This is a genomic window from Arthrobacter sp. ov118 (assembly GCF_900116495.1).
GTDB lineage: Bacteria > Actinomycetota > Actinomycetes > Actinomycetales > Micrococcaceae > Arthrobacter.
Genome location: NZ_FPAY01000005.1, coordinates 71215 through 97584, shown reverse-complemented (window position 1 = coordinate 97584; position 26370 = coordinate 71215). Strand labels below are relative to the sequence as shown.

The following is a 26370-nucleotide window of genomic DNA, read 5'->3' as shown; positions in this document are numbered from 1 at the left end:
CCGGACACTGAGACAAGCGCTGCTGGCACCAGCTTCCAACTGAGCGCAGTACGGGGTGTTCCGGTCGAAATCGATGCCACCCAATAAGCATGTCAGTGCAGTCCGTGGTGCGGAATGGTGCGAAACGTGGCCAGGCGGCACGGCCGCCTGGCCACGTCGTTTTAGTTTTCTGCCGCCGTCCGCGTGGTGAACGGCAGGACGAGCCTGGACTGGTGGGCGGCGTCGCGGTAGATCTTGTGGGTGACGGGCCGGCCCACGGGAAGGTGGAAGGCATCGGGCGGCAGTAGGGCGTTGTGCTCGTCGGCCAGCGGCTCCCCGTTCGACAGTTCGGCGGTCAGCTTGTGGCCCGGCTTGAACGTATTCGCGAACGGGTAGAGGCGCAGCACATACTCCTCGATCGTCCCCGGCTCCACCGGCACGGAACGGGTGTGCGGGTGGTAGGGATTGCCTTCCGTGGTCCGCTCGTCGAGCTCACGGTGCGAGGCCTTGAGGTAGCCGCTGGTGATGAGCTGGCGCTTGCCGTTGGGGGCGTAGTCCCACAGGCGCAGGATGAAGTTGGTGTCCGGCTGGTCGATCTCGGCGAAGATGTGGCCGGCGCCGGTGCCGATCATCTCCGTGTCCTCCTCGAACGGCTCTGTACTCCAGCTGGTGATCTCCACCTTGTCGGTCACCGTCAGCGGCGCCTGGTAGAAGCCGTCCGGGGCGGCGTACTCGGCACCCATCGGCTCCGGCTCGGCGGAGAGTTTGTGGCGCGGGCGCAGGAACAGTGACTTGTACTTGACGTCCTTCGGCGGCCACTGGTCTGCGGTCACCACCTCGCGGGAGCCCTCGACGAAGACGCTCACGGCCGGCTCGTCCATGACGCCGTTGTCGATGCCCTTGATCCAATAGTCGTACCACCGGAACATCTTGTCGTGCTCCTCGATGAAGGGGCGCGACTGCATCGGCGGGTAGGGGCCGATGTCCAGCTTCTTGGGTCCCTTCAGCTCGTTGAACAGTTCGATCGTGCCGTCCATGGTCCATCCGCGGCCCTGGTCGATCTGCAGCCACACCGGGATGTCGATGTTCGGGGCCAGCGTGATGGGGTTGCGCTCCTCGTACCAGTCGCCGTCGAGCTCGTTCATCACGATGTCGAACCAGGCCTCGTGGTTCTTGGGGTAGTTCAGGACGTGGACAAGGTTCGGCCAGGCGGCGACGTCCGGGTCCTGCAGCCGCTGGTCGACGAGTTTCTTCAGTTCCTCGGGGGAGTGCTTCTCGATCATGCGGGACTTGGCGTCGTCGGTGAACGCCCACCCGGAGTCACCGCCGCGGCCTTCGCGGGCCGCGCGGGGCATGAACCACATGACACCACCGTGGTAGGTGGTCTCGTAGAAGTCGTAGTGGCCGCCGGAGACGAAGATCGCTTTCAAGTGCGGCGGGCGCTCGGCCGCGGCCAACACCTGCATGGAGCCAAAGTAGGAGATGCCCACCATGCCGACGTTGCCGTCGCACCACGGCTGCTCCGCGACCCACTCGATGAAGTCGTACGCGTCCTGGCCCAGCGAAACGCCGCCGGCGTTGTAGTTGCCGATGTGCTCGCCGCCGGAGTGGCCGGAGCCACGCAGGTCGCCGATGACGTGGACGTACTCCTCCTTGACGATCCGGGCGATGTCGCCGGCCTCGATGCACCCGTCCCACATCGGGCTGGGGCGCCGCTGCGGCGGGGTGGTGAGGGCCAACGCCTGCAGCTCCTTGCCATACGGGCTGAGGGCCACCAGCGCCGGGCGCGGCTTGTCGTCGGCACGCTGATAGGCGTCCGCGGCGAGTTCGACACCGTCGCGCATCGAGACCCTAAGGTCCTTGCGGACGGCGATCTTTTCGCCACCGGCATTCAGTATCTGGAAGTCATCCATGAGTGCTTATCTCCTCATCTTCGGGCAAGTGGTTCGACGGCGAATGGTCCAACGCAGTGCGGTAGCCGTGCAGCGTCGTGAAGAACGGGGATGGCTCCAGGGTGGGGTCCCCCGCGTAACCAAGGTCCTCGGCGACACGGGCGAAGGGCGAGTACGGCGAGTCTGTATCCTGCAGTCCGGCAGCCAGGCAGCCGAAGGCCGCATTCTGGACGCGGGCCTCGATCTCCAGGCTTTCCTGAAGAGCTTCCCGGGCCTGCCCGGCGTCGAGCTCCACTCCGTAGGGTGCGCCGTCCGCGCGGCGGTACGGGTGCCCCAGGTAGAGGCGCTGCGGTCGGATCTCATCGCAGAGAAACTGCAGGCTTGAGCGGTAGCCGGCCGGGTCCACAAAACCGGGGAATCCGTTGGCCGCACCGTGCACCTGTACGGCGTCGCCGACGAACACGTCGTTTTGTCCGTCTACGACATATGCCACCGAGCCCGGGGTGTGGCCGGGAATCGCGTGGACCGAGACAGTGACGTCACCGCCCAGAGAGATGGTCTCACCGCCCCGCACCAGCAGCGTCGGCTCCATCTCACCGGAGATGACGGCGTTTGTGGCCGCCGTCAGCTGCGCCTCGCCGTCGGGATCAAGCAGATACTGCGCCCGGCCGGAAAGGTATTCGTCCACATGCGCCCGGCGGGAGCGTAGCAGCGGTGCGTCGGCCTCATGGATCACCACTTGCGCGCGCCGTCCCGTGAGCTCCCACAAGGCGAAGGCGCCGCCGATATGGTCGATGTGTCCGTGGGTCAGCAGGATCCAGCGGACATCCTCGATCCGGCGGCCCAGCTTCTCTAGCGCGGGGATCATGCCTTGGGCGGGCGACGAGGCAATTCCCGTGTCGACGATGGCGGGCTCCGGGGCGTCGATGAAGAAGCTGTAGAGACCGAACCGGCCCCACGGGGAAACCATGGGATGGACGGCAACCGAATCCGTCACTGTCCGGCCCTCGCGTTCAGGAATTCACCCGTCTCCTCGAACGCCCGGTAGAACTCCGGAATCCAGGAGAAGTTCTGGACGAAGCCGTGGTTGGCCCCCTCGTAGCGGCTGATCGTCGTGTCCACGCCGGCCTCGGTCAGGCGCCGGCCGTAGAGTTCGCCTTCGTCCCGCAGCGGGTCGTGCTCGGCCGTGATGACGAGGGCCGGCGGCATGCCTGCGAGGTCCTCGCGCTTGATGGGGGACACGAGGGGATCTGCCGGGTCCGCGCCATTCTCAAGGTAAAACGAGTTGAAGGGTTTGAGGCCCGCCGTCTCCAGTCCGTATCCCTCGGCGTTCTCGCGCAGCGAGGCGTAACGGTCGGCGGCGAAGTCCAGGTCCAGCGACGGGTAGAACAGCACCTGGTGAGTAATCCGGCTGAAGCCGTCGTCGTGGGCAATCGCTGCGACGGCGGCGACGAAGTTGCCTCCCGAACTGTCGCCGGCGATGGCCAGGTTCTTCCCGTCCCAGCCCAGGCTGTTGCCCTGCTCGGCGGCCCAGCGGACCACGCCGTAGCAGTCTTCAAGCCCGGCTGGGAAGGCGGCCTCCGGGGCCAGCCGGTAGCCGACCGAGATGACCTTGTGGCCGGTTTCCTTGGCCAGGGCCCGCGCCACGTGGTCATAGGTGTCCAGGCTGCCCAGGAAGAACGCCCCGCCGTGGAAGTAGACCAGGAGGCCGTAGGCGTCGGCGTCGGCCGGTGTGTAGATCCGCACCGGCACCTCGCCCGACGGCGCTACAGCCATGGCGTCCTCGACGGCGTGGAGCGGGAGGCGCTGCTCCAGCGGCGGGACCTGGGCGGCCTCGCCGGCGCGCATGGCCTCCGGGTTCAGCGGCGAACCGTCCGGCGCCGGCAGAGTGCTGAGAATCTTGGCAATTTCGGGATGAATCGTCATGGCGATCAGCCTTTCACTGCGGCCGCGGGCATCTGGGACGAGGGCTTCTGCCCCGGGAAGACGTCGTTGACCTCTTCCGCGCTCCAGCCTTGGCGGGAGATGCGCTGCAGTTCGTCCGTCACCGGCTTGCGGGTTGCCTGGAACAGGGCCAGGGCCTCCTTTACGGAAGCGGCCTGGGCCAGCGCATCGGCAAGGGCGCCGGCGTCCTCGATGGCAGAGTTCGCGCCTTGGCCCTGGTGGTGCAGCATCGAGTGGGCGGCGTCGCCCATCAGCACGGCGGAGTCCGTGTGCCATGTGTGCACGGGGTCGATGTCGTAGACGGCGCGGATGTTGACCGCGTCCATGTCGAGGCCCCGGGCGATCTCAACGATCCGCTCGTCGAAGCCTTCCACCGACTTCAACAGATCTTCCTTCGTGACAGTGGGGGCCCAGGTGCCGTCCGTATTCAGGGCAGTAATGTCGAAGGACATCTGGTTGCGGTGGCGCAGCGGCAGCAGGTAGACCTTGGTGCCCTTGCCGATGTACATCCGCAGGTTGTCGTCCACCACCATGCCCTGGGCGTCATCAGCGGAGATCACCACGCGGTAGGCGTGCTCGCCGGAGAACACCGGGCCCTCGTCGCTGAACAGCTGCTCGCGCACCACGGACTTGATGCCGTCGGCACCGACCACCAAATCGACGTCGACGGTCTTCCCGTTGGTGAAAGTGAGGACGGAGCGGCCGCCCTTGTCCGCAATCGTCTCCAGCTTGTGGCCGAGCTGCACCATGCCCTCGGGGAGCACGCCGAGCAGCGCCTCGATGAAGTCGCCGCGGTGGATGAGGTACGTCTGCTTTTCATCACCGAACTCGGGCCAGGTGTCCTTCATGAGGGGTTCACCGGTTGCCGTGAGGATCTCGAAGTAGTCGCTCGGTGAGCTCACTTTGGCGATCGCCTCGAAGATGCCCCACTGGCGGAACCGGGCCATGGTGGCGGGCCGCAGCCCGATGCCGGCGCCGACCTCGCGCATTTGAGTTGCCTGTTCGTAGACCTTGACGTCGGCGCCGAGCAGGCTCAGCGCCTTGGCCGCCGCCGCGCCGCCGTAGCCAGCGCCGACGATGGCGATTCTAAGGTTCTTGATTTCCGAAGCCTTCATGGTTTTATCTCTTTCTTGACTCTTTCTTGGCCCGGGCCAAGCGTGGGGAAGGGGAAGTTGCGCTGGTCTGTCCGGGGTCAGGCAAGGGACAGGAAGTCGGCAGGGTTGTCCTCAAGCAGGAGTTTGAGGGTGGCGTCGTCGATGCCGGCCGCCCGCATGTCCGGGATCATGTCCTCGAAGATGTAGTTGATGGTGTGGCCCTTGACGCCCGGCCAGCCCAGCGGGCTGCAGTTGGCGTCGGCCGAGACGAGGAGCTTGTCCGCGTAGCCCTTGTTCACGAGGCTGACGAAGTGCTCCATCCGTTCGGCGCGCCTGCGGCCCCAAAACGGCGGGTCCGGGAGCTCGAGGTCGTAGCCAAAGGTGTCGAAACCGATGCGGCCACCCTGCTCGTAGATCCAATCGTGCGGGGTGACCGGGGCGTTCAGGCCGTCGTCGGCGTGCCCGAAGAGCACGCGGTCCAGCGGTAGGCCCTCTTCGTTGAAGATGGTCACAGCGGGTTCGGGGTCGATGGCCAGGTGGGTCAGGATCGGTGCCCCGGTGACGACGGCGGCGCGGGCCGCTGCCCGGTAGATATGCTTGTCCAGGTCCGTCATGCGTCCGCCGCGGCTCACGCCGACCTTGATGACGCCAGCCTTGGCACCGGTGGTACCGATCCCGACAGTGATCTCGTGGATGAACACCTTGGTCAAATAGTCCACGGTGGCGCGGGAGAAATGCGGCAGTGCGGTGTCGCCGCCGACGAAGCCGGTGCAGGCCACGATGTGCACGCCCGTCTTCTGGGACAGGGACTTGTAGTAGTCCACGTCACGGCCGTTGCAGATGCCCGTGGCATCAACGAAGGTCCCGCCACCGTATTCGCGGAATTTCCGCAGCTTCGGCACGGTCTCCTCGTAGGCCTGCTCCGGGGTCTTCCACCACTTGGTGTCCAGTTCGGACCCGGGCATGCCGTAGCCGATGTGTTCGTGGACAGCCACGATTTCCAGTTCTTCGGCCGGGATGGTTCCCAGCACTGTGTTGACCTTGGTCATTCATCCACCTCAGGGGTTCGAAAGCGTGTTGTGTGTCGGCCGACGCGTGCTTAGCGCACGGTCAGCAGGTTGCGCGGGTTGTCCACGAGGATGCGCCGGGCGTCTTCCTCGCTCAGGCCGAGCGTCTGGAGATACGGCACGAACGTGGTCAGAACATGGCTGTAGGGCAAGTTGTACTCCGGCAGGCCCTTGGCCACGCCGATCGAGTTGCCCGAAAGGATGATCTTGTTGGCATGGCCGGCCTCGACGAGCTCGAGCACAAGCTCGGCGCGACCGTGGTCAGTCAGGTAGTCCGCGTGGTCGTTCAGGCCCACGTGGTCGATGCCGACGAAGGCTCCTCGGCCAGCTACCTTGACGGCGGTCTCGGCGGCGTCCTTGCGGTCCAGGTCGCCCACGAGCACCCGGTCGGCCCCGACCTGCTCGTCCAGGACAACGTCCAGATCGTGAAGGGCGTCGGCACCGAAACGGATGGAGACGGGAACGCCGGTGTTCTTGGCGGCTCGGGCGGCGCCGCGGAACAGGCTTTCCTCGGTCGGGGTCATGCCGACGCGGTCGGCGATGGTGGCCACGATGCCTGCGGCGGCACGGCGCTCGACGCGGGGGACCACCATCCCCTCGGTGACCTCCTTGCCGAAGAGTTCCCCGAACTTTTCGGCCGGCCACGGGGTGGGCGGATTGGTCTGCGGCGTAAGGAAGTATCCGCCGAGTTCTTCCTCCGGGCCCAGGCCCGTGGAGGCGACGATGTGGACGCCGGTGGAGCGGGACAGAGCCTCGTAGAGCTTAAGGTCGCGGCCGTGGAACATGCCGGTGCTGTCGACGATCGTTTGGCCGCCGTGCTCGCGGAAGTCGTTGAGCTTCGCCGCCAGGGCCGCGAAGATTTCCGCCCGGTCCATGGTGATGTCCGGGGCGTATTGGGCGCCCGGGAGCACCGACAGCAAGGCCTCATGGACCGCGACGACGCCCAGTTCAGCAGCAGCGACAGGCCCGAGGACCGTGTTGACGCTTGGCCCGGCCGGGGTATGGAACGCGTCACCGGCGGTGGCGACGGGTGTGGTGTGACTCACTTGGCTTCTCCCTTGAAGATCGGGTGCTGAATGCAGGGGCGCCGCGGAGTTCGACGGTGCCGTCGCCCCGCTGCGGTGTAGTCAGGATCACCCATTTCTTTACAACATGTCAAGAAATTAGGCGAAACGTTCACGCAATACCGATGAAGGCGCTATTGAGGCAGACGGTCAGTAAATCTTCTTGACATCATGTAAAGATTCACAGCAGAATGTGGGGAATGCCACATCCATCCCCGGCCTACCGCTCCCACCCCGGTAGAGCACCTTCTGGCGCTTCACCGGAGAGTCGACCGGAAACAAGGAGTTTCATCGATGAGTCAGACCACCTCTGTGTCGAGCCGCGGCTCGGTACGAGCCACCTTCGTAGCCGCCTACAGCGCGGTCACGCTGGCCCAAATCACCAATGCACTGCCAGGTGCCCTCAACGGCACCTTCGCCGTCGAATTCCACACCTCGGGCGCGGGCCTGACCTGGATCGCAGGCATGTTCATGATGGGCATCGTGGTGTTTGAGCTCAGCTGGGGGCTCCTCGGCGATATGTTCGGCCGCAAGAAGCTGCTATATGCGGGCGCCGTGGTCAGCGTCGCCGGTTCCGTCCTGGCGGCGCTGGCCACCACCACCGAAATGATGATCGCGGCACAGGCAGTCGGCGGGATTGGGGCGGGCATCCTCTTCCCCATTTCGCTGTCCATGATCGCGGCGATCACCCCCGACCACGGCGCCCGGGCGAAGGTGATCGCCACCTGGGCCGGGTTCCTCTCGCTTGGTGCGGTGATCTCCCCGATGCTGGCAGGCCTGACGGCCCAAGCCTTCACCGTGGCAGGTCCCGAAGCAGGCGCGCCTAACGTCTTCAGCGGGTGGCGCGTGGCCTACTACATTGCCGCGGCGATAGCCGTCGCCGTCCTCATCGTCGCAGTCCAGGCGTTGGACTCCGCAGCCGCCGAGGGGCGCAAGCTGGACATGCCCGGCCAGATCACCCTCGCGCTCGGCCTAATCGCCGTCCTCTTCGCCACCGTTCAAGCGGTCGACGCCGGCTTCGGCAGCGCCGAGGTGATCGCAAGCTACATCGCTGGCGCCGTCCTCCTGGTCGCCTTCGTCATCATCGAAACACGCACCCCGCAGCCACTCATCCACCTGTCGCTGTTCAAGAACAGCGCCTACTCGATCACGGGCATTGTTGCCGTCACCGGGATGTTCGCTTTCCTCGCGGTCTGCTACAGCACCAGCGTGGCCGTCGGCGGACTCGCCCTGGCCGAAGCCTGGAAGGTCGGTGTGCTGTTCGTCTTTATCCAGGGCCCGGCTTTCGCCTTCATCCCGGTGGTGGGCTGGCTCATCCACCACGTTGCCCCGCGCTGGGTGCTCACCGCGGGCTTCGCCTTCATGGCCGTCTCTGCCTATTGGCTCTCCACGTTCGCCCTGGGCACGCCCGAAGCCTTCGGCGGAACTCCGTGGACAGCGTTCATTCCGCCGCTCCTGCTGATGGGCATCGGGTTCGCGCTGACGGTCGGCTCCATCACCGCGGTGGCAATCAACACGGTCCCGCCGCAGCACATCGGCATGGCCTCTGCCACCACCAACCTCCTGCGCGACCTCGGGTTCGCCCTTGGTCCCGTCATCGGTTCAGCCATCGCGTTCGGGGTCGGAGCCAGCGTCTTCGCCGCACCACTCGCCGGGATCCTCGGCGGCGCAGGGCTGCCTGCAGAGGCCGTTTCCGAGCTGACGAACGTGCCGCCGTTGGGCTACCTCTCGGGCTGGGACGGCGTCATCGCGCAGTTCACGGGCCAGGCAACGGCCGGCGGCGCACCCGCACAGGCTGTCGACGGCATGGTCAAGGCCCTCACCTCCGCGCAACCGCAGATCCAGGGCGTGGCAGGGACCTCCCTCGGCCACGGATTCCAGACGGTCTACCTCGCTGCGGGCATCGCGGCGACCCTTTCCGCCATTCTTACCCTCTTTATCTCCACACGCTCCTCGGCGCCCACGCCGGACGCCATCGCGGAAACCTCGAAAACAACTGAAGCCAACGCCGCGGCGATCGTCTAAAACTGACGGCCTCGACCTGACCCCCTAACCATCCCTAAGGAGAATTCCGTGACTGCACCCACCGAATCCGGCATCGACATCTGGGACGACGACGTCCTGATCGATCCCTATCCCACCTACGCCGCGCTGCGCGAGCAGGCTGGCGTGGTCCACCTGCCCAAGAACGACCTGCACGTCCTGACCCGCTACGACGTCATCCGCGACGCCCTCGGTGATCCGGAAACCTTTTCATCCACCAGCATCGGCTTCAACCCCATGGTGAACGAGGCGCTGCAGGGCACCTCGCTTGCCTCCGACCCGCCTGTCCACACCCAGCTGCGCGCCACGCTGTCGCAGAACCTCACCCCCCGCGCCCTCCGCGGCCTCAAGGTGGTTATCGACGAAAAGGCCGACAAGCTCGTCGCGGAACTCTCCACCAGCAGCAGTTTCGAGGCCGTCGATTCCCTGGCCCGGGCCTTCCCGATCGAAATCGTTGCCGACCTTATTGGCTTTAGCGGCCATGTCAAGGACAACATGCTGCGCTGGGGCCAGGCTGCGATGCAGGTCATCGGCCCGCTGAACCAGCGCACCCAGGAAAGCTTCCCGATCGCCGGCGAGCTTTACGGCTGGTGCTCCTCGGTCACCGCCGAAGACCTCACTCCCGGCTCTATTGGCCGCGGAATATTCGACGCCGAGACTCGCGGCGACATCCCCCAGGGCTCTGCGGGGCACATCATCCACCAGTACCTGGGGGCGGGCGTCGACACGACCATCGCCTCGATTGGCAACATTATTGCGTTGTTCGGCCACCACCCCGAGCAGTTCGCGCTGGTCCGGGAGAATCCGGAACTCGTCCCTGCTGCCTTCGCCGAGGTGCTGCGCTACTGGGCACCGGTCCACATCTGGGGGCGCAAGGCAACCCGCGATGTGGAAACCGACGGAGTCACGATTCCTGCGGGTGCCCAGGTGGGCATCCTCTTTGGTGCCGGCAACCGGGACCCGCGGCATTACGAGAATCCGGACGTCTTCGACGTCACGCGGAACCCGGTGGACCACCTGTCCTTCGGCTATGGCCCGCACGGCTGTGCCGGCCAGGGCCTGGCGAAACTTGAAGCGCACGCGATCATTGAGGCGCTTGCCCGCAGGGTGAGAACCCTGACCATCTCCGATGAGGTCCGCGAGCCCAGCAACATCACGCGGAGTTTCGAGTTGCTCCAGGTTGAAAAGGTGGTGGCAGCATGAGGATCGAACTCGACCGGCCGCGCTGTGAGGGACACGGCCTGTGCGAGGAAGCCGCGCCCAAGCTGATGCATCTGGACGACGACGGCGAACTGGTGATCGATGTCCCTGACGTGGATGGGGCCGAGCTCGCCGCCGCCAAAGCGGCGGTCCGGGTCTGCCCGGTGGCCGCCCTGCGACTGGCGGCGGCATGACGATGCGCAGAATAGTGGTGGTCGGCAACGGCATCGCCGGGCTCACTGCGTGCGACTCACTGCGCTCTGCCGGCTACGACGGCGAGCTGACCGTCGTCGGCGCCGAGCGCCACCACCCCTACAGCCGGCCGGCCCTTTCCAAGGCCCTGCTGCACAGTGGTGACGGGAACAGCGACGGCGACGGGAACAGCAACGACGGTCTGCGGGCCCACGAATTGCCCGAGCCGACTCACGATGCGACAGTGCTGCTTGGCGTGAGCGCAGCGGGCCTGGACATCGAGGCCCGCGTGGTCCGGCTCGATGGCGGTGGCGAGCTGCCGTATGACGGCCTGGTCATCGCCTCCGGTTCCCGGGCGAAGCGCCTCGCCCCCAGGCAAGGAGCTGCAGGGCCACGACGCGACGGTTCTCCCCGGGAGCTCACGCTGCGAACGATCGAAGACGCGATCGCACTCAGGCAGCGCCTCGCCGATCGCCCGTCGGTCCTCGTGATCGGCGGCGGCCCGCTTGGCATGGAGGTCGCGTCGGGCTGCTTGGAGGTCGGCTGCGAAGTCACGCTTGTCTCCGACGTCCGGCCCCTCTCGCGCCAGCTGGGGGAGCATCTGTCCGGGATATTCACCACGGCCGCAGTCAGGCACGGCCTGCGGGTCGTCGGCGGCGGAAAGGCCCGTTTCATCGACTCCGACGCCGGGGGCCGGGTCGCCCTGGCCGACGGCACCGAGCTGGAAGCGGACCTTGTGGTCACCGCCATCGGCGACGAACCGAACGTCGAGTGGCTGACCGGCTCGAATCTCCTTGTCGACGGGCAGCTGCGTGTGGACTCGCGCGGCCGGCTCCGGTCGGACATCGTCGCCGCCGGCGACGTGGCGGCGTTCCCAACCCGCCGCGGGGTCGAGCGGATTCCCCTGTGGACCAGCGCCATCGACCAGGCCAAGGTCGCGGCCATCGGCCTGCTCAAAGGTGACGCGGCGCCTGAGTTCAACTTCCAGCCCTACTTCTGGACCGAGGGCTTTGGCCTGTCGCTCAAGGCGGTGGGCAACACCGCAGTTGTTGGGGCTCCGGACTACTGCGAGCCGGGCAATGACCCGGACTCGTTGCTCCTTTGCTGGGGAAACCAGGCCGGTTCCGGCACCGCCGTTGCGATCAACTACCGGATCCCTATCCCCAAACTGCGCCGGCTGGCCGATGCCGGTCCGGGGGCACTCCGTCCGGCAGCACCCCTGAAGCTCTGATGCGCAACCTCACGCACCCCCCTTGCAGAACATTGGCGTCACGCATGCTTTGCTCGTCCTGCGCAAATATTCTGCACACCACGGCTAGGATTGACTCATGTCGTCGCTGCGAGAAGCCCAGAAGCAACTGACCCGCGACATGATCGTGGAGCGGGCTCTCACGCTGTTCACCGAGAAGGGCTACGTAGCGACGACGATCGACGATATCGCCGCCGCGGCCGGCACCACCCGGGCGACCTTCTACGCGTACTACCCCTCGCGCGTCGACCTGATGAAGGACTTTATGGCGCGCGTTAATGCCGTGCTCGACCGCGCGGATGGCCCCGATCGGACAACGACTGCCGCCGAACTCGTCGACGTAGTCCGGAAAGGCGAGTTGCCCGGCATCCTTGCCTGGCTCGAGTCGCGCGCTGCGCTCTGGCCAGTCTTCCGCCCCTACCTCGACGTGCTCGACGAGGCCGCCGCCGTCGATCGCGAAGTGAGGGCTTTGGCCCGGGAATGGCATGAGGAAGTCATCTCCGACATCGTCCGCGGCATGCAGCTTGCCGGCCGCTTCTCTGAGGAAACGCGCCACATCCGCGGAACGCTGGCCTTCACGCAGCTCGACTACGTCGCGACGCTCTGGACGCGCCGCAAGCTCGAGCCAAACCGCGAACACGCGCTCGAGGTGCTCGCAGACAGCTGGTACCACCTGCTCTGCGACGAACGCTGATCGGCGGGAGGGGCTAGTCCTGTTCACGCCTATGCTTATGGAATGGAAAGTGTTGGCGCGCACGAGGAACCGGCAAAAGTGCTGGACTACAGGCCCCTGGCCGTCTCTATTATCGACATTTCCTCCGATATCCGCCGGAAGTCGCACAATGACACCGGCGTCCGGCCCCTGTCGAACGGCGTGCTCGAGATCCTCCGGGTGATCGAAAGCCACCCCGGCATCACCGTGGCGGAGGTCGCGTCCCGCCTGGGCCGGCAGTTCAGCAACGTCAGTGTCCAGCTGCGCGAGCTGGTCGCCGCGGGTCTGGTCACCCGTGTCCGCGACGCCGCCGACAAACGGTTCGTCGCCCTGTACCCCACGCCGGAATCGCAGCGAATCAAGAAGCTCCTTGAAGGTGCCTGGGCGGAAGCGTTGGTCTCGGCGAGTTCCCGGCTGCTGCCCGAAGAGCGCGAGCAAATCGCCGCCAGCCTGCCGGCTCTGCAGCGGCTCGCCGCCTTTTTGTCCGAGCCCGAGTAAGGAATATCACTCAAAGTTGCCCCAGGATACCTTCGGGCAGGTAGTTATACTTGTGTAAGTATTACTACTTCCGAGGATGGGTTTGGGTATGGCAACACAGTTAGCAGAAGCGGGCGCACAGCAGGGGAGCCGGCCAAAAAGCGGCTGGTGGGCACTGGTGTTCCTGGCCCTCGCCCAGTTCATGGTGGTGCTGGACGGCACGATCGTGAACCTGGCACTGCCGCGTCTCCAGATCGATTTGGGGATCAGCGACTCGACGCGTTCCTGGGTGGTCACGGCCTACGCCTTGGCCTTCGGCGCCTTCCTGCTGCTCGGCGGCCGCATCGCGGACTTCTGGGGACGCAAGCGGACGTTCATCGTGGCCGCCGTAGGCTTTGCCGTCGCGTCCCTGATCGGAGGCATCGCGCAACAGCCCTGGGAACTGATCGGCGCCCGCGCCCTGCAGGGTGTGTTCGCTGCGCTCCTGGCTCCTGCAGCCCTGGCGCTCCTGACCGTCGCTTTCCCGGGCGGAAAGGACCGCGGCACGGCGTTCGCGATCTTCGGCTCCATCACCGGCGTCGGTGCCGCCGTCGGTGTGCTGCTGGGCGGGTTCCTGACCGAATACGTGACCTGGCGCTGGTGCTTCTTCGTGAACGCGCCGTTCGCCATGATCGCCCTCGTGGGCGTGTGGTCGCTCGTCAGCGAAAGCAAGGCCCGAGGGACCACCAAGTACGACTGGCCCGGAGTGGTCCTGGCCGCACTGGGCCTGGGGTCCCTCGTGTACGGCTTCACCAATGCGGAGCACGGCTGGGACACGCCCGAAGCGTGGGGCTTCATAGCCGCCGGCGCCGTGCTCATGGCATTCTTCGTCCTGGTTGAGACCAAGGTCAAGCATCCGCTCCTGCCGCTGCGCGTGGCCACCGAGCGCAACCGCGGCGCGGCCTTCCTGGCTTCGTTTTTGTCCGGCGCGGTCCTGATCGGCGGGATCTTGTTCATCAACTTCTACATCCAAATTGTGCTCGGCTTCGCACCATTCCTCGCCGGGCTTGCGTCCCTGCCCATGACGGTGGCGCTGATCATCACGGCTGGGCTCGTCGCGAAGAACCTGCCGAAACTGGGGGCGAAGATCCCGACGGCCGCAGGTCCGGTTTTCATGGCGGTTGCGATGCTGTGGCTCACACAGGTCAGCTCCGAGGGCAATTACCTCGTCAACATGCTGCCCGCCCTGCTTCTGATGGGCGTCGGCCTGGGCATGGTTTTCGTGCCGATGCAGAACCTGGCCCTGTTCGGTGTAGATAGGGACGATTCAGGTGTCGCCAGCGCCTTGGTCAACGCCTCGCAGCAGATTGGTGGCTCCCTCGGCATTGCGCTCTTCAGTACTATCGCTGCCGCCGCCACGGCCGGAGGCGTCTCGCTGGCTGCCCTCTCCGCGGGGTACGCCGAGGCCTTCCTCTGGGCAGCGGGCGTTGCCATCCTGATCGCCCCGGTTGCCCTGTCCCTGATCAACATCGACCGCAAGACGTTCACGGGCACCGACGGGGAAGCTCCCGTGGTCCACCTGGGCTGAACCCGCCCGGAAGTAGAAGGAGAGTTAGGCGGGCGTCAAACTGCGTCCCGGGTCCCTAGGTGGCTGCCGCGCGGGCGCCGCTATTGCGCGGCGTGCCGGTGATGGTTCGGACTATCGTGGGAGCACGAGCCTGCGATCAAAGGATTTCCCGTGGACACTCAAGTTCCCCAGTTCGATGGCGTGCACCACCTCAAACTCCCGGTCAGTGATCTGGACCGCAGCCTTGAGTGGTACCGGAGCCGGCTGGGCTATGCCGTTGCCATGGAGTTCCGCGAAAATGGTCTGGTCATGGGTCTTGCCCTTTACCACCCAAATGGCGGACCAAGGCTGGCCCTGCGGCTGGACCCCGGCAAAGCGGCGTCCTCCTCCGGATTCGATTACTTCTCCATCGGCGTTCCGACCAAGGCTGCAATGGAAGCGCTCTCCGCGCGGCTGACGCAGTTGGGCGACGCCCACGCCGGCGTCCAGGTGGCCTCTCTCGGGTGGATCCTGTCCGGTCTCTTAGACCCGGACGGACACGAGATCCGCTTTTACACCACGGAGTCTCACAAGAAAGCGCCCGAAGGACAGGTGTATCTTGTTGAAAATTCCCGGCGGACAGCGGCACCACGCATTCAGGAACCGTTGCCTCGGCAATGATCGAGAACCGGCCCTGATTTCTCCTGGACCTAGTGCTCACGCACGCGCGCGAGCCATTCGACAATTAGCGCCTGCGTGAGCGTCGGTTGCTCGTGCAACAGAGCGTGGCCGGCGCGGTCCAGTGCGGCAAAGGTAGCGCGAGGGTAGTCCTCCGCCAGCTCCCGCGCGGCTGTGTGCCCGGCCGTGGCATCCTGACGCCCGGCAAGAATCAGCACAGGATGGAAATAGGACTTCGCACCGTCCGGACGATCCCGTAGCTCCCAGTGCGACAAGATCCGCGCCAGGCTCGGCTCATCAACGAGGGACACTGCGGGAGCCACGTACTCCCGGAAGCGGCTCAGCGTTTCTGTCGTCTGGACAACGAAGTAGCTTCGGTAGGAAGCCTCGAGCTCGGGGTCCAGTTGACCTCTCAGATCGGCCGACGAAACAAGAACCTCGTGTTTGGGCACCTCGCGGGTATGCGCGCCAACCGGGCAGATTAACGCCAGCCCGACAACCTGCTGAGGTCTCTGATGGGCAATTGCACGGGCTAAATACCCGCCGTACGACTGACCGATGACGAGAAACGGTTCATCACCAATAGTGCTGTCAATGAGGCCGAGCAGAATGTCCAGAACGTCATCGTTGCTCTTGATCGTCTCAGGCGCCGGGGTGCGGCCCATCCCCGGCAGGTCCGGATACAGGCGCCGAAAGCCGGGAACGTTGCGGAATATCGGTTCAAGAGCACCGGCGATCTCGCGATGGTCCACACCGGCGCCGTGAAGAGCGAGAACGGGTGTGCCGCCGCCATGCTCGGCGTAATGTACAGGCACTCCGCTGACCGTAGCCTCCATCCAGACAGTGTAGATCGCGTTCGCGGCGTCCGAGCCGGGGGCGGTGACGGGCTCAGATCCACTTCGGCGCGGCCGGAACCGTGCCGCTGGCGGCTGCACCGGACCCGACGGCGGTGACGCCGCCGTTGCCCCGGCCCGCGGCCCATTCGACGACGGCCGCCAGCGGTCCGGAGACCACGGTGGGGGACGCCGACGTCGTGTCCCCGAACGTGAGCTCGCGGTCCGTTACCTTGACCACCAGCCCCTCATCGGTGCCGCGGGTTTTCCAGGCGCCGGTAATGTCTTTGAGGAGCCGCTCCAGCACGGGGACTGGGATGTCCTGGAAGGCCGCGCCGTTGTCCAGGTCGACGGCGTGCATCCAGACCTCCCGACTGCGCATCCATACCGTTTCGCTGGCAGGCACCTCCCGGCCCTGGATCGTGCGCACTTTCTGGTGCCAGGCGTCTTCGGGCAGGTCGCGCCATTCGACGTTCAGGTGCACCGCCGAATGGTCGAACAGGTTCCGCAGCGCGATCGGGCTGAGCGTGGCGCCGAAGTGGATCTCATGGTCCCGCACCTCGGTGGAGGGATACATGGGCGTTTCCACCCCGGTGGCGGCCCACTCAATGAGGCGGGCGATCGCCCGGGCGTTGTAGCCGATGTGCGCCGCGATGTGCCGCCGGGTCCAGCCCGGCAGCAGCGAATCGCCGTCGAGCTCCGCGTCGGAGAGCTCGTTCAGCTTGCGGGCGAAGAACGCGGTTCCCCGGCGCGCCTCCAGCAGCGCAGCAAGCAGCTCCGGGTCCGTCGTCTGATCGTGGCGGGCAACCATCAGGCTTCCTTGACAACGCGGTTCTTCAGTTGGCCCAGTCCCTCGATAGTGGTGACTAGGATCTGGCCCTCCTGCAGGTAGCGCTTGGGGTCCTGGGCGTGGCCCACGCCGCCGGGGGTGCCGGTGGCGATCACGTCGCCGGGGTTCAGCGTGATGATGGTGGAGATGTAGGAGACCAGGTACTCGGGGGTGAAGACGAGGTCGCCGGTGGGGGTCTGCTGCTGGATTTCGCCGTCGACCGCCGAGGTCATCAGGGGCCCGGCCGTGAATTCGTCCTTGGTGACCAGGGCGGGACCGAACGGGGTGGACTTTTCCCAGGTTTTGCCCTGCAGCCACTGGATGGTGCGGAACTGGCAGTCGCGCATGGACACATCGTTGAGCACGGCGTACCCGGCGATGTGGTCCGCGGCGTCGGCTTCGCTGATCCGGCGGCCCTGCTTGCCGATCACGACGGCGAGTTCTGCTTCCCAGTCCACGGCGTCTGATTCCTGCGGCAGGGCCAGGTCATCGTTCGGGCCGATCAGGGACTCCTGGTACTTGGCGAACAGGGTGGGGAACTCGGGGACTTCCCGGCCCATCTCCTTGATGTGGTTGCGGTAGTTGTGGCCCACGCAGATGATCTTGCCGGGGGAGGGCACAACGGCGGCCAGGTCCGCGCCGTCCAGCGCGTGCGTGACGCCGGCCGCTGCCTTCGCCGTGGCTTCCCAATCCGGGCTGCGGAGGAGCTCTCCGACGTCGGCGAAGCCGTCGATCTCGGTCAGGATGTCGCCGTCCTGGCGGACGGCCTTGGTTCCGTTTTCAGTGCGGAGGGTGAGAAGTCTCATGCGTTCTTGCGTCCTTCGATGTAGCTGCGGTTGAAATTCAGTCGTTCGAAAATGGGGGCGTCGCTGAAGCGGAAGAGGTCAAACGAAGTTTGAGAGCCAGCTTCGGCCTGCAGCGACCATTCGGCCCAGGACGGGACGACGAACAGGTCGCCCTTGGCAAGCTCCTTGCGTTCGCCGTTGAGCAGCACGCCGCCGGACCCTTCGAAGACCTGCCAGACGCTGGAGCCGACCTCGCGGAGAATCTCGGTGGCGGCGCCGGCACGGAGGCGGTGGAATTCGGCCCGGATGGTCGGCATCACGTCCCCGCCCGTGGTGGGATTGGTGTAGCGGACGGCGGCGTGGCCCTGGGACACGGTGGCCGGGTGGCCCTCGTCCTCGAGCAGCAGCTGCTCGGCCAGTGCGCGGTCCGTGTGTTCCCAGCGGTACGCCGCGATGGGCGAACTGGTGGTGTCGTCCAGTCCGCAGAGCGGGCGCAGGCCCGGATGGGCCCAGAGCCGCTCGGAGCGGGAGATGTCCGGAGTAGCCTCGTCGGTCACGCGCTCGGTGCCGAACTCGAAGAACCCGGCGTCGGCGTAGTGCACGAACGGGATGTCCAGGCCGTCGATCCAGGCCATCGGCTCATCGGTGTCGTTGTGGTGGCCGTGGAAGTTCCAGCCCGGGGTCAGCAGGAAGTCGCCGCGGGACATCCGCACCGGATCCCCGTTCACCACAGTCCAGACGCCTTCACCCTCGACAACGAAGCGGAACGCGTTCTGGGAGTGCCGGTGTTCGGGCGCGGTCTCGCGGGCACCGAGGTACTGGATGGCCGCCCACAGCGTCGGCGTCGCATACGGCGTACCAGCCAGGCCCGGGTTGGCCAGGGCAATGGCCCGGCGTTCCCCGCCCCGGCCCACCGGAACCAGATCGCCGGCACGGGCGGCCAGCGGGTACAGGTCGCTCCACCGCCAGACGTGGGGGACGGCTTTGGGGGTCGGGACCATCGGCATGAGGTCCGCGATCTCGGTCCAGAGCGGAATCAGGTTTTCTTTGTCGAAGTCCCGGTACAGCTCCTGGAGCTGGGCTGCTTCCTCGGGCGTCGGCTCCGGAGCAGTGTGGCCCGCGGCCACTGATTCATGGGTCGTGTTCTCGGCGCTGATGGACACGTGGGCCTCCTGGGTAGGGCGGAACAGTTCTTGGCGTACTTCGACTGTAAGGACGTGACCGTGTGATCCCGAGCATATTCTGCTCATCAGAATTTCCGGGACCGAGCCGCCGCGATACTCAGTCCGGCTCGGCCGGGTTTGCCGCGATATCGATCTCCAGCTGCCGGCAGGTTTCCCGCAGTGCAGGGACCAGTCCGGCGTCAAACACCCGGCGGAAGCGGGTCGCCGGAGTGGCGACGGTGAGCGCGCCGACCACGTGCCCGTGCCGGTTGTGCAGGGCCATCCCAAGCGCGCTCACGCCCTCTTCCGTGCCTTCGAAATTGGCCGCGAATCCGTTGCTGCGGATGGTTTCAAGCTCGCGCAGGAACGCCGGGTACTCCGCGACCGGAATGGTGTCCCCGCCAATCTCGGCATTGTTGCTGCGGAACAGCTGGTCGATCATCGGAGGTTCCAGTTCGGCCAGCATGGCCTTGCCTCCGGACGTTTTGTTGGCGGGCATCACCGTCCCCTGCCGGTCACCAACACGCAGCACATTGTCCCCTTCCACCGTCGCCAGGAAGCGCACTTTCGTCCCCACCCGCACCATGAGGTTCACCGTCTCGTTGAGGTGCGCCGAGAGCAGGTCCATGTGCGGCTGGGCGAGCGAGCGTAGCAGCCGAGTCCAGCTCAGCCCCGCCGGCCCGACGCCCATCGCCGGGCCCGGCACGTAGCGGCGGGTTTCATCCTGCACGGCGAATCCCCGGTAGACCAGCATGGCCAAAAGGCGGTGGGCGGTGGACGGCGCCACGCCGAGCTCCTCGGCGGCGTCCTTGAGCCGGAGCGTTCCGCCGTCACGGAGCAGCTGGAGGAGTTGCAGCGCGTTGTCCACGGCCTCGATGGAATAGGTGGGCCGTTTCTGAACGGGCTTGCGGGCTGCCCTGCCGGGCGGGTTGTTCTGCACATCAGAATTGTATTGTGGTTCACCTGAGACGGCCACGACAGTAGTGGCATGAATCACACACAATCTGTTGCAGTGCCGCAACGGTCTTCGCCGGGGGCTCCCGCCCCCACTACTGCTGGTGGGCCTGCACCCCGGTTCTCCAAAGGCTCGGCAGCCGCCGTCCTGGTCTGCTGGTTGTTGGTGGTCTTCGACGGCTACGACCTGATCGTTTACGGCACCGTCCAGTCCTCGCTGATCTCCGAGACCGGCTGGGGCCTAAGCAAGGCCACCGCCGGGACCATCGGTTCCATGGCTTTCCTCGGCATGATGATCGGCGCCATCTTCGCCGGCCGGATGGCCGACTCCTGGGGCCGCCGCCGAACCATTCTCGGCTGCGCCGTTGTCTTCTCGATTTTCACCATCTTTTGCGCCTTCGCCCCCAACGCCCCTGTTTTCGGCGCCCTGCGGCTCCTCGCCGGCATCGGGCTCGGCGGCCTGGTGCCTTCCGCAAACGCGCTCGTTGCCGAACTGGTGTCCACCAAATGGCGGTCCACTGTCGCCACGCTGATGATGTCCGGTGTCCCGATCGGCGGATCCATCGCCGCCCTCGTCGGCATCCAGCTCATCCCCGCCTTCGGCTGGCAGTCCATGTTCCTCGTCGCCGTGCTGGCCCTTGTAGTCGTCGTGCCGCTGGGTCTGAAATACCTTCCGGAGACCCTTGCCCCGGCCAGTGTCGGCAACAAGGCCAAAGGTAAAGCCGGCAACACGGCGGGCGTCCCAACCGACGTCGTCAGGGAGCCGATCGGCTTCAAGTCCCTGCTGCGCGCCCCGTACCTAGGGATCAGCCTGCTGTTCGCCCTCGCGACGATCGCTACCCTGTTCGCTTGGTACGGCCTGGGGACCTGGCTGCCCAACCTCATGCAGTTGGCCGGCTACAACCTGGGGTCCGCACTGACCTTCGCCCTTGCCCTCAACCTGGGAGCGGTGGCCGGCTCGGTGATCACGGCCTGGGCCGGGACCCGCTTCGGTCCGATCCCGACGGCGATCGCCGCGGCGGCCGTCGCCGCCGGCGCGCTCGTGGTCCTGGTTGCGGGACCGCCGGTCACCGTCGTGTACCTCATGCTGGTCCTCGCAGGCGTCGGCACCCACGGCACGCAGTGCCTCATCATCGCCGCCGTCGCGAGCCACTATCCCGGGCACCTGCGCGGGACGGCGCTGGGCTGGGCACTGGGGACGGGCCGCATCGGCGCCGTCGCCGCGCCCCAGGTTGGCGGCCTCCTGCTGGCCGCGGGCCTCGGCGTCAATTCCAATTTCCTCGCCTTCGCCGGCGCAGCCGCCATCGCTGCAGTCCTGCTGGCCGCTGTCGGCCTCAAACTGAAGTCCAAATCCTCACCCTCACCTGCACCCTCAACAACAGGAGCAAGCAATGTCTGAGCACGCCCCGTCCACTGATGTCCTGTCCACTGATGTCCTGTCCACCGATGTTCTGGTCATCGGAGGGGGAATGGCCGGACTGGCCGGAGCCCTCGCGCTGCGGGAAAACGGCGCCAACGTCACTCTCGTGGAGCGGGCCCCCGAATTCGGCGAGGTCGGCGCGGGCCTGCAGATGGCCCCCAACGCCTCCCGCGTCCTAAAGCGCTGGGGCCTGCTGGAAAAGGCACTGGCAATCGGCGTCCAGCCCAAGCACTTGGTCTTCCGCGACGCCGTCACCGGCGAGGAGCTCACGCGCCAGAGCCTCGGCGGGGAGTTCGAGGAACGCTACGGTGCGCCGTACGTCGTGATCCACCGCAGCGACCTGCACCGGGTCCTGCTCGAAGGCTGTGAGGCCGCGGGCGTCAAACTCGTCAACAACGTCATGGTCGAAAGTGTTGAGACCGTGAACGGCCGGGGCGTGGCCCACACGGCTGCCGGTGTGGATTACGAGGCCGACGTCGTGATCGGCGCCGACGGGCTCAAGTCCACCCTGCGCCCGCTGGTTGCCAACGACGAGCCGGTGCCCTCGGCCTATGTCGCCTACCGCGGCACCGTGCCGATCACCGAAAACACGCCCAGGGCAGACCTCGAGGACGTCATCGTCTACCTCGGACCGGACTGCCACCTCGTGCAGTACCCGCTGCGCAAGGGCGAGCTGCTGAACACCGTGGCCGTTTTCAAGTCCGCTTCCTTCGAACGCGGCGAGGAGCAGTACGGGGGAGTGGACGAGCTCGAGGCTGCGTACAAGGATTGCGTCCCGGCCGTCCAGGAAGCGCTGAAAAACCTTGGCACCAGCATGCGCTGGCCCATGTACGACCGCGATCCGATCCAGAACTGGGTCGCCGGCCGGATGGTGCTGATGGGCGACGCCGCGCACCCGATGCTCCAGTACCTCGCCCAGGGTGCCTGCCAGGCGCTGGAGGACGCAGCCGTACTCCAGGAGGTCAGCAACGGCATTGTTTTCACCGACGACGGCGTGAACCCGGAGGCTTGGGACGGTGCAATTAAGGAGTTCAACGATATCCGGGCCGGCCGCACCGCCCGGGTCCAGCGCACCGCCCGGGTGTGGGGCGAGTCGTGGCACGTCTCCGGACTGGCCCGTACCTTGCGCAACCTGCTTTTCAAAAGCCGGAGGAACAACGACTTCCAGTACAACGACTGGCTGTACGGCCAGGGCGGCGACGGCGTCCCGGCCGTTGACGCCGCTCACTCCCGCCAGGCGGACCGGATTTCCGCCTGACCGGATCTCTGCCTGAGCAGGGGGGCCTTGGATCCGGCACCGGTAAACCCGTCACATCTTGCGGACCGGCTCCTCGCGGAGCCGGTCCGCAGTCCGTTTCGATGGGCACCCATTCCTCCGGCCGGCGTGAACCGAGTACTCAACAGTTCTAGTCAGCCAGGATGAGGTAGAGCGCACGGCGCGTTTCGTCGATTCTTTCCATTGCGGCCGTGCGTTGTTCCTCGGTTGCCGAGAACCGGAACTGATGGATGACTCCCATGAGCTTGGCCACGCTCTGGTGGAAGGCCGGCCCGGATCCCTGGGCATCGGTGTTCCAGGCGTTGCCCAGCTCGTCGGCATGTTCGGCCACGTAGGCCGACCCGGCGTCGGTCAGCGCGTACTCGGTGCGCCGGCCTTCACCGGCGGGTGCGATGAGTTCTTCATCGACGAGCTGCTGAAGCGTCGGGTATACCGAACCCGGGCTCGGACGCCAGGCGCCGGAGGTTTTTTCCTCGATCGCCTTGATCAGCCCGTAGCCGTTGGACGGGGCTTCGGCCAGGAGGGACAAAATTGCGGAGCGGACATCGCCCCTGTTGGCCCGGCGTGAGCCGCCGGGACCGAAACCCGGCCCAAAACCCGACCCGAATCCGGGTCCGAACCCCCGGCCCGGCCCGAAGCCTCCGTGTCCGTGCCCGTGGGGGCCACGGCGGCTTCTTGCGCGTCCGAACCGCTCGTTGCCCGGTCCGAAGTCTGTGAATTTGTGATCGTGACTGCCCTTCATAGCGGCATCGTCCTTTCGATGGTGTTGCACTTCTTAGTCACCGCTGAGATATTCAGCGATACTTAACGATATATCGGTAAGTATCGTCCGTCAACGGTGGCTGGAAGACGTGCTGTGCCGGCGGAAATGACGGAGAATTTAAGGCAGGGTTCCCTGCTGAAAGGGCGGACATGACTGTGGACCCCACCAGGATTGAGATTCAATTCGATCCGACGGTTCAGCGCATGAGGGGGATCTCCAAGCACGGCCTGATGCCCTTCGATGTGCCGTACGTCAGCGAAATCGTCGCCGATCTCTGGCAGGGCGGCTGTGAGGCCGGTCTGATCCTCCCCGCCTTCGTCAAGCATCTGGTGTCGCTGTACCCCTGGGAGTCCTACGTCGTCGGGCACCCCATCAGCTCCCTGCTTCTCGTGACCATGTACGACAGCGAGGATCAAGAGTTTGCGAAGGTCGATGCAATCGCCCACTGGGTCAACGTCTGCCGGGCGGACGGGCCGACTCTTGTCCACTGCCAGGCCGGACTCAACCGGTCGGCGCTCGTCGTCGCGCGGGCGCTCATCCTCGAAGGGATGCCCAGCGCGGAAGCGATCCGCCTGGTTCGCGAAAAGCGTTCTCCTGCATGCCTCTGTAACCCTTCGTTTGAGCGGTGGCTGCGGCAGTGAGCGTGCCGCCCTCGCGCGGTGGCCCGAACCATGTCCTGAAGCAGTGGCCCCGCCTGCCTGCCGGGTGCATGATGGGGGTGACGGAACGAACCATGGCTCAACTGCGGGCCGATCGCCGCTGGTGAGGGTGGGTGCAGTCGATGAACGGATGGCCGCGGCCGGACGAACCTTCCGGTCACATCACCCTCGTACTTGATCAGCGCAGCACACTCGGTGGGAAGGCTGACCTCCGCGATGGATTGTCCGCGATCGCTCGCCAGGGCTCACACCTCTGGCTCGCCAATGACGAGACGACCAGCCTCGAGCGGCTCACGCTCGAGACCGGCGGCCAGGCACGTGCCCATCGCAGCTTCGATCTCACCGATCTCCTTGAACTGCCGGGAGACGGCGGCGAATTGGACATCGAAGGACTCGCTGTGGAGGATGACACGCTGTGGTTGCTTGGATCGCACAGTGCGGCCCGCAAGCAGGTCAAAGGCAACTCGACGCCCGCAGAGGCGCAAAGAACCTTGGCGACAGTGGAGGTCAGCCAGCGTCGAAGGGTGTTGGCCCGGCTCTCCACCAAGGCCCTGGTCGGGGCCGCAAAATCGCGGCGCGAGCCGGCCGGCAGCCGGACAGGTCAGCCGCAAACCCCCGCCGTCTTCGGCCTCGGTCGAGGGAAGGACCTGCTGGACCTTCTCGCTGAGGACCCCCACCTCGGAGGATTCGTGCAGGCCCCGAACGGTCCAATACCTGGCAAGGACAACGGTATTGACTGCGAAGGCCTCGCCGTCGCCGGCGACCGCGTGTTCATTGGAATGCGCGGACCGGTGCTGCGCGGGTGGGCCATGATCGTTGAGCTCAGGGTCGGTGGCGGGCCCGGCATCGAGCCCCAGCCGATCGGTCCCGGCAACCGGCCCTACCGCAAGCACTTTCTCCGCCTGCATGGCCTGGGCGTGCGGGATCTTTGCCGGCACGGCGACGACCTGCTCGTCCTGGCCGGACCCACCATGGAGCTCGATGGGCGCTCGGCCGTGTTTCGCTGGCGGAACGCGCTCACGTCGCAGGCCGAGTCGGTGGTGCAGAACGAGGACCTCACGTGCGAATTTGACGCGCCCTTCGGCAGGGGAGAGGACCATGCCGAGGGGATCGCCGTACTCGACGACGGCCGGTCGGCCTTGGTGTTGTATGGGACGCCGGCTGGCGAGCGTAAGTCAGGACGCCACGAGATCACGGCCGATGTCTTCCGTCTCAGCAAGTAGCGCCGAAAGCCGCCAGCCCGACTCAGGTGGGTCCGGCGCCGGGGAATTGACGCCGACGGCGGGGCAGCGTTGCCGACGCCGCCTCCGCCGCCGCCGGGTGCCCGGCGGTGTGAGCCGCGTACCAGCGATGGTAAGCGGCCACCAGCGGGACTGAGGTCAGGCCGTGGAGGACGACGCTGAGGGCGACGGTCACGACCACGGTGGTGAGCACCACCTCGCCTTCGGGGACACCGCGCTCGAAGGCAAGCAGCGCGAACACGAGCGAGGCGAGCCCGCGCGGGCCGAACCAGCCTACGAACGCCACGGTCGGGCGCTTTACGCCCCGGCCGGCGAAAGCCACCGCCACGGGAACCATCCGCACCAGAGTCAGACTGAGCGCGGCATAGAGGAGCACCTGCCAGGTGATGAACGGAACGGCGACGGTGAGTGCCAGCGCTCCGAATCCGATCCACGTTGCGGCGGCAAGGAAGCCGCCGGTTTCCTCTGTGAACAGGGTGACGGTGGAACCGGGTGCGCCCGAGACGCTCCCGAATGCGATCCCGCCTACGAAGGCGGCGATAAACCCGCTGCCGCCTAGCATCAGCGCGACGGTGTAGGCCAGCAGCGCTATGCCGAGCGGCATGATCTGCCGCCACTCGGAGCTGATCCACGTACGCCGGTTGGCGGCGCGGAGCAGCAGGCCGCCTAGGATCCCTGCGGCGAGCCCGGCTGTGAGACCCCAGCCGATCTGGGTGGCCATGTTGCCGGCCACGGCCCAAGTGAGGCCCGTTTCGAGCTCGGCGTTGGCGACCCCCAACGCGACGATGAAAAAGGGCACGGCGAGGCCGTCGTTGAGGCCGCTTTCGACGTCGAGCGCCTGCCGTACCCGGGCCGGTACAGAGGTGTCCGCGACCACTTTCTGGCCCAGGGCCGCGTCGGTTGAGGCCAGCATTGTGGCGAGCAGGAACACGGAGGCGAGCGCCACGCCGGGAAAGACGAGCGCACCCACGCCCACGCCGGCGAGCATGGTTAGCGGTAACCCGATCAGCAGGAGGCGGCTGGGCCAGCCGAGCTCGTGGCGGAGGGAATGCAGATCGAGCCGGGCGGCGTCGCTGAACAGGAGCAGGGCCAGCGCGATCTCGGCGACCCGCTCGACCACGGCGGATTCCAGGGAGATGTCGAGCATCCCGGGCGCCAACGTGCCGACCATCAAGCCAGCGGCGGTGAAGAAAAGGGCCGAGGTTATTCCGCGACGGTCAAGCGGCCCGGAGATTGCACTCCAGACCAAAATGATCGCCAGTATCGTCGCCGCGGCCACCATGCGGTCCTGCTCTCGATCGCGTGCTTCGCCGCCAAGGCGGCCCACGGAC

Annotated in this window: 25 protein-coding genes; 12 read left to right on the top strand and 13 right to left on the bottom strand. The window is 66.2% G+C overall.

Annotated elements, in window-relative coordinates:
• Positions 1-161 precede the first annotated feature (161 nt).
• From BM372_RS11445 to BM372_RS11420, 6 genes are all read right to left on the bottom strand, one after another.
• Positions 162-1892: a CocE/NonD family hydrolase gene (locus BM372_RS11445; protein ID WP_090955306.1), complete on the bottom strand. Its 1731-nt coding sequence runs from the start codon at positions 1890-1892 to the stop codon at positions 162-164.
• Entirely contained in the window at positions 1885-2868 is a 984-nt protein-coding gene (locus BM372_RS11440; protein WP_090955304.1) for an MBL fold metallo-hydrolase, read from the bottom strand. The genes BM372_RS11445 and BM372_RS11440 overlap by 8 nt, the downstream gene beginning before the upstream one ends.
• A complete protein-coding gene (locus BM372_RS11435; protein ID WP_090955302.1) occupies positions 2865-3797 on the bottom strand; it encodes an alpha/beta hydrolase in 933 nt (310 codons plus the stop codon). Before BM372_RS11435 ends, BM372_RS11440 begins: the two co-directional genes overlap by 4 nt.
• 5 nt (positions 3798-3802) lie before the next feature.
• Positions 3803-4930, bottom strand: a complete 1128-nt coding sequence (locus BM372_RS11430) for an FAD-dependent monooxygenase (protein WP_090955300.1) — start codon at positions 4928-4930, stop codon at positions 3803-3805.
• 77 nt (positions 4931-5007) lie between these two features.
• Positions 5008-5958 carry a phosphotriesterase family protein gene (locus tag BM372_RS11425; protein WP_090955298.1) on the bottom strand — a complete coding sequence of 317 codons (951 nt, stop codon included), beginning with the start codon at positions 5956-5958 and terminating at the stop codon, positions 5008-5010.
• 50 nt (positions 5959-6008) lie between these two features.
• On the bottom strand, positions 6009-7022 hold the full coding sequence (locus tag BM372_RS11420) for a phosphotriesterase family protein (RefSeq protein WP_090955296.1): 1014 nt from the start codon (positions 7020-7022) through the stop codon (positions 6009-6011).
• A 312-nt stretch (positions 7023-7334) separates the two neighbouring features.
• Between BM372_RS11420 and BM372_RS11415 the strand changes: the two genes are divergently transcribed.
• The 8 genes from BM372_RS11415 (at position 7335) to BM372_RS11380 (ending at position 15119) form a co-directional block, all read left to right on the top strand.
• Positions 7335-9065 (top strand): MFS transporter, encoded by a 1731-nt coding sequence (locus BM372_RS11415; RefSeq protein WP_090955294.1) that lies wholly within the window; start codon positions 7335-7337, stop codon positions 9063-9065.
• Between the two features lie 48 nt (positions 9066-9113).
• Entirely contained in the window at positions 9114-10286 is a 1173-nt protein-coding gene (locus tag BM372_RS11410; RefSeq protein WP_090955292.1) for a cytochrome P450, read from the top strand.
• Positions 10283-10477, top strand: a complete 195-nt coding sequence (locus BM372_RS11405; protein WP_090955290.1) for a ferredoxin — start codon at positions 10283-10285, stop codon at positions 10475-10477. Before BM372_RS11410 ends, BM372_RS11405 begins: the two co-directional genes overlap by 4 nt.
• Positions 10474-11706, top strand: a complete 1233-nt coding sequence (locus tag BM372_RS11400; RefSeq protein ID WP_090955288.1) for an NAD(P)/FAD-dependent oxidoreductase — start codon at positions 10474-10476, stop codon at positions 11704-11706. Before BM372_RS11405 ends, BM372_RS11400 begins: the two co-directional genes overlap by 4 nt.
• A gap of 97 nt (positions 11707-11803) precedes the next feature.
• Complete coding sequence (locus BM372_RS11395) at positions 11804-12418, top strand: TetR/AcrR family transcriptional regulator (RefSeq protein ID WP_090955286.1); 615 nt, start codon at positions 11804-11806, stop codon at positions 12416-12418.
• Positions 12419-12460: 42 nt separating this feature from the next.
• Complete coding sequence (locus tag BM372_RS11390) at positions 12461-12934, top strand: MarR family winged helix-turn-helix transcriptional regulator (protein ID WP_090955284.1); 474 nt, start codon at positions 12461-12463, stop codon at positions 12932-12934.
• An 88-nt stretch (positions 12935-13022) separates the two neighbouring features.
• A complete protein-coding gene (locus BM372_RS11385) occupies positions 13023-14480 on the top strand; it encodes an MFS transporter (protein ID WP_090955282.1) in 1458 nt (485 codons plus the stop codon).
• Between the two features lie 150 nt (positions 14481-14630).
• Positions 14631-15119, top strand: a complete 489-nt coding sequence (locus tag BM372_RS11380) for a VOC family protein (protein ID WP_177235974.1) — start codon at positions 14631-14633, stop codon at positions 15117-15119.
• 29 nt (positions 15120-15148) lie between these two features.
• On the opposite strand, the gene BM372_RS11375 is transcribed toward BM372_RS11380, so the two are convergent.
• The 5 genes from BM372_RS11375 to BM372_RS11355 form a co-directional block, all read right to left on the bottom strand.
• Positions 15149-15952 (bottom strand): alpha/beta fold hydrolase, encoded by an 804-nt coding sequence (locus BM372_RS11375; protein ID WP_177235973.1) that lies wholly within the window; start codon positions 15950-15952, stop codon positions 15149-15151.
• A 52-nt stretch (positions 15953-16004) separates the two neighbouring features.
• The gene (locus BM372_RS11370) at positions 16005-16760 is read right to left on the bottom strand and encodes a maleylpyruvate isomerase family mycothiol-dependent enzyme (protein ID WP_090955277.1); all 756 of its coding nucleotides are present in this window, start codon (positions 16758-16760) and stop codon (positions 16005-16007) included.
• Positions 16760-17584 carry a fumarylacetoacetate hydrolase family protein gene (locus tag BM372_RS11365; protein ID WP_090955275.1) on the bottom strand — a complete coding sequence of 275 codons (825 nt, stop codon included), beginning with the start codon at positions 17582-17584 and terminating at the stop codon, positions 16760-16762. The genes BM372_RS11370 and BM372_RS11365 overlap by 1 nt, the downstream gene beginning before the upstream one ends.
• On the bottom strand, positions 17581-18726 hold the full coding sequence (locus tag BM372_RS11360; RefSeq protein WP_090955273.1) for a cupin domain-containing protein: 1146 nt from the start codon (positions 18724-18726) through the stop codon (positions 17581-17583). Before BM372_RS11360 ends, BM372_RS11365 begins: the two co-directional genes overlap by 4 nt.
• 118 nt (positions 18727-18844) lie before the next feature.
• Entirely contained in the window at positions 18845-19666 is an 822-nt protein-coding gene (locus BM372_RS11355) for an IclR family transcriptional regulator (RefSeq protein ID WP_090955270.1), read from the bottom strand.
• A gap of 48 nt (positions 19667-19714) precedes the next feature.
• On the opposite strand from BM372_RS11355, the gene BM372_RS11350 reads away from it, so the two are divergent.
• A complete protein-coding gene (locus BM372_RS11350) occupies positions 19715-21079 on the top strand; it encodes an MFS transporter (protein ID WP_090955268.1) in 1365 nt (454 codons plus the stop codon).
• Positions 21072-22358, top strand: coding sequence for an FAD-dependent oxidoreductase (locus tag BM372_RS11345; protein ID WP_090955266.1), 1287 nt, complete (start codon positions 21072-21074; stop codon positions 22356-22358). The genes BM372_RS11350 and BM372_RS11345 overlap by 8 nt, the downstream gene beginning before the upstream one ends.
• Before the next feature lie 148 nt (positions 22359-22506).
• Here the strand turns inward: BM372_RS11345 and BM372_RS11340 are convergent, their stop codons facing one another.
• Positions 22507-23118 carry a PadR family transcriptional regulator gene (locus BM372_RS11340; protein WP_090955264.1) on the bottom strand — a complete coding sequence of 204 codons (612 nt, stop codon included), beginning with the start codon at positions 23116-23118 and terminating at the stop codon, positions 22507-22509.
• Positions 23119-23288: 170 nt separating this feature from the next.
• Between BM372_RS11340 and BM372_RS11335 the strand changes: the two genes are divergently transcribed.
• Positions 23289-23780: a protein-tyrosine phosphatase family protein gene (locus BM372_RS11335; RefSeq protein WP_090955262.1), complete on the top strand. Its 492-nt coding sequence runs from the start codon at positions 23289-23291 to the stop codon at positions 23778-23780.
• A 140-nt stretch (positions 23781-23920) separates the two neighbouring features.
• Positions 23921-25021, top strand: coding sequence for a DUF3616 domain-containing protein (locus BM372_RS11330; protein WP_143111464.1), 1101 nt, complete (start codon positions 23921-23923; stop codon positions 25019-25021).
• Between the two features lie 22 nt (positions 25022-25043).
• Here the strand turns inward: BM372_RS11330 and BM372_RS11325 are convergent, their stop codons facing one another.
• Positions 25044-26366, bottom strand: coding sequence for a cation:proton antiporter (locus BM372_RS11325; protein ID WP_143111463.1), 1323 nt, complete (start codon positions 26364-26366; stop codon positions 25044-25046).
• Positions 26367-26370: the final 4 nt, after the last annotated feature.